General features: G+C 68.9%; 3 protein-coding genes. All 3 read left to right on the top strand.

Features of this window, described 5'->3' with window-relative positions; all coding sequences use genetic code 11:
- The coding region (locus VFX99_RS10920; RefSeq protein WP_329666320.1) for an ATP-binding cassette domain-containing protein at positions 1 to 879 on the top strand (879 nt) is incomplete at its 5' end.
- Positions 876 to 1,934 (top strand): ABC transporter permease, encoded by a 1,059-nt coding sequence (locus VFX99_RS10915; protein ID WP_329666319.1) that lies wholly within the window; start codon positions 876 to 878, stop codon positions 1,932 to 1,934. The genes VFX99_RS10920 and VFX99_RS10915, both read left to right, overlap by 4 nt.
- A gap of 109 nt (positions 1,935 to 2,043) precedes the next feature.
- A partial coding sequence (locus VFX99_RS10910) for an ROK family transcriptional regulator (RefSeq protein WP_329666318.1) occupies positions 2,044 to 2,841 on the top strand: 798 nt, incomplete at its 3' end.

Genomic DNA, 2,841 nt, shown 5'->3' with positions numbered 1-2,841 from the left:
GACCGCATCACCGTCCTGAAGGACGGAGCCTCGATGGCATCGGGTCTGCCCGCAGCCGACACGCCCACGAGCGAGCTCATCCGGCTGATGACCGGCCGATCGGTCGAGAACGTGTTCCCCGCCGCGGTGCCGGTCCCCTCCGACGCGCCCGTCGTCCTCGAGGTGGAGGGCCTCGGCCTGACGGATGTCTTCTCGGACGTGTCGTTCACCGTCCGCGCCGGAGAGATCGTCGGTCTCGCCGGACTGGTCGGCTCCGGTCGATCCGAGATCGTCGAGACCCTGTACGGCGCGCGCAAAGCCACCGCGGGGACGGTCCGCGTCGGCGACAAGAAGCTGCGCCGGGGCTCGGTCGTCGCCGCCGTCGAGGCGGGCATGGGCCTGTCGCCCGAGGAGCGCAAGAGCCAGGGACTGGTGCTCGACGAGCCCATCTTCGTCAATGTCACCCTCTCGTCGGTGTCGCGATTCGCGCGGGCGGGCTTCCTTGACGAGCGGGCGGAGCGCAAGGTCGCGAGCGAGCAGATCGAGGCGCTCGAACTGCGGCCCGCGAATCCCGATCGCCCCGCCCGGACCCTTTCGGGCGGCAATCAGCAGAAGATCCTGCTGGCACGCTGGCTCGTCCACGGCACGAAGGTGCTGCTGCTGGACGAGCCGACCCGTGGCGTGGACGTCGGCGCGCGCGCCGAGATCTATGCCCTCATCCGCGGCCTCGCCGCCGCGGGGAACGCGCTGGTCATCGTCTCCAGCGAGATCGAAGAGGTTCTCGGCCTGGCCGACACCGTCCTCGTCGTCTCCGACGGGCGCGTTCTTCAAACCCTTCCCGCCTCCCAGATCGATGAGCACGGTGTGCTCGACCTCGTCATGAAAGGAACCGCCGCGTGAGCGAGCTCAACACCTCAGGGGCGGCAGTGGCCCCCTCGTCCGCGGACGCACCGCCTCCCTCGACCCGGAACAACGAGAAGACCGGCTTCCAGCGACTCATGTCCGGCTCGGTCGGCCGCAACCTCGGACTCGTCCTCGCGCTGGTGCTGCTGGTGATCGTCGGCGCCGTCACCGCGGGCGACAGCTTCACCACCTTCAGCAACGCGCTCGTCATCCTCCGACAGGCATCGATCATCGGCGTGATCAGCATCGGCATGACGCTGGTCATCATCGCCGGAGGCATCGACCTGTCCGTCGGGTCGGTCATGGGTCTCGCCTCGATCGTGGCGACTCTCGCCGCTATCCAGGACCTCGCCGATCAGACGCACTGGGTCTTCATGATCCTGATCGCGCTCGCCGTCGGCCTCGGTGCCGGCCTCATCAACGGCGTCGTGATCGCTTACGGTAACGTCGTCGCCTTCATGGCGACCCTCGCCATGCTGGTCGCAGCCCGCGGACTCGCGGAGATCCTCGCCGAACGCCGCACGCTCATCGTCGGCGACCGTGGCTTCATCAGCTTCATGAACTCCGACTTCATCGGCGTCGACATCCTGATCTGGATCTTCGCGATCGTCGCTGCCCTGGGCTGGGTGCTGCTCAATCGCACGACCTTCGGCCGCCGCACCGTCGCCATCGGCGGCAACCGCGAGGCCGCGCGCCTCGCGGGCATCAACGTGAAGCGCCACACCATGTGGCTGTACGCGATCTCGGGTCTGAGCGCGGGCATCGCGGCGATCATGATCCTCGGACGCACCACCGCGGGCAGCTCGACGCACGGTCAGCTCTACGAGCTCGACGCGATCGCCGCGGTGGTCGTCGGCGGCACGCTCCTGATCGGAGGCCGGGGCACGATCACGGGCACCGTCTTCGGAGTCCTCATCTTCGCGACACTGACCAACGTTTTCGTCCAGAACAACCTGTCCTCGTCGGTGCAGGCCGTCGCCAAGGGCATCATCATCGTCATCGCCGTGCTCCTGCAGCAGCGGTTCGCGAAGCCTGCCGGCCGAGAATCGTAGCGGGCGTTCATCCGCAGTTCTGCCGAGCATGCAGCGTGAGAAGCGCGTTGACACGCAGAACTTCGCCGAACTCGGCCGACGCGGCCGTGTGAGTGACGGGAACGTGGCAATGGGTGCCGAATCTCCTTCCGCCGCGATGGGGGCGACCGAGCTCTTCCAGCTCCTTCGCGACGGAGTGCCCCGCACCCGGGCACAGTTGGCGAAGTCGACCGGACTGGCGCGATCGACCATCGCCGCCCGTGTCGACGAGCTGATGCGGATGGGACTGGTGACACCCGTCGCCGGAGCGGCATCGACGGGCGGGCGGCCGCCGTCGCAGTTCGCTTTGAACCCCGGGGCGCGGGTGGTCGTCGCCGCTGACATCGGCGCCTCGCACGCGACGGTCGCGATCTCGGACCTCGGCGCGACGATCCTCGCCGAGCGCATCGAACCGCTCGACATCACGCTCGGCCCGATCCCGGTGCTCACGTGGACGCTCGAGACCGCGCTCGCCCTCCTGGCCGAGACGGGTCGCGACCGGCGCGACATCGCCGCGATCGGCATCGGCGTGCCGGGCCCGGTCGAATTCTCCACCGGCCGTCCGATCAACCCGCCGATCATGCCCGGCTGGGATCGGTTCGACGTGCCGGGGTGGGTGCAGCAGCACCTCGAGGCGCCGGTCCTCGTGGACAACGACGTGAACATCATGGCGCTCGGCGAACGCGCAACGGCGTGGCCGGGGATCGAGCACCTGATGTTCGTCAAGATCGCGACCGGGATCGGCGCCGGCGTGATCTCGGGTGGCCAGCTGCTGCGCGGAGCGCAGGGCGTCGCCGGCGACATCGGCCACGTGCGCGTCGCGCGCGGATCGGACGTGCCCTGCAGCTGCGGCAACCGCGGCTGCCTGGAGGCACTCGCATCGGGTCCC

Source organism: Microbacterium sp. (assembly GCF_036277215.1).
GTDB lineage: Bacteria > Actinomycetota > Actinomycetes > Actinomycetales > Microbacteriaceae > Microbacterium.
Note: the sequence above shows the minus strand (reverse complement) of the source record. Positions and strands in the feature narration are given on the sequence as shown.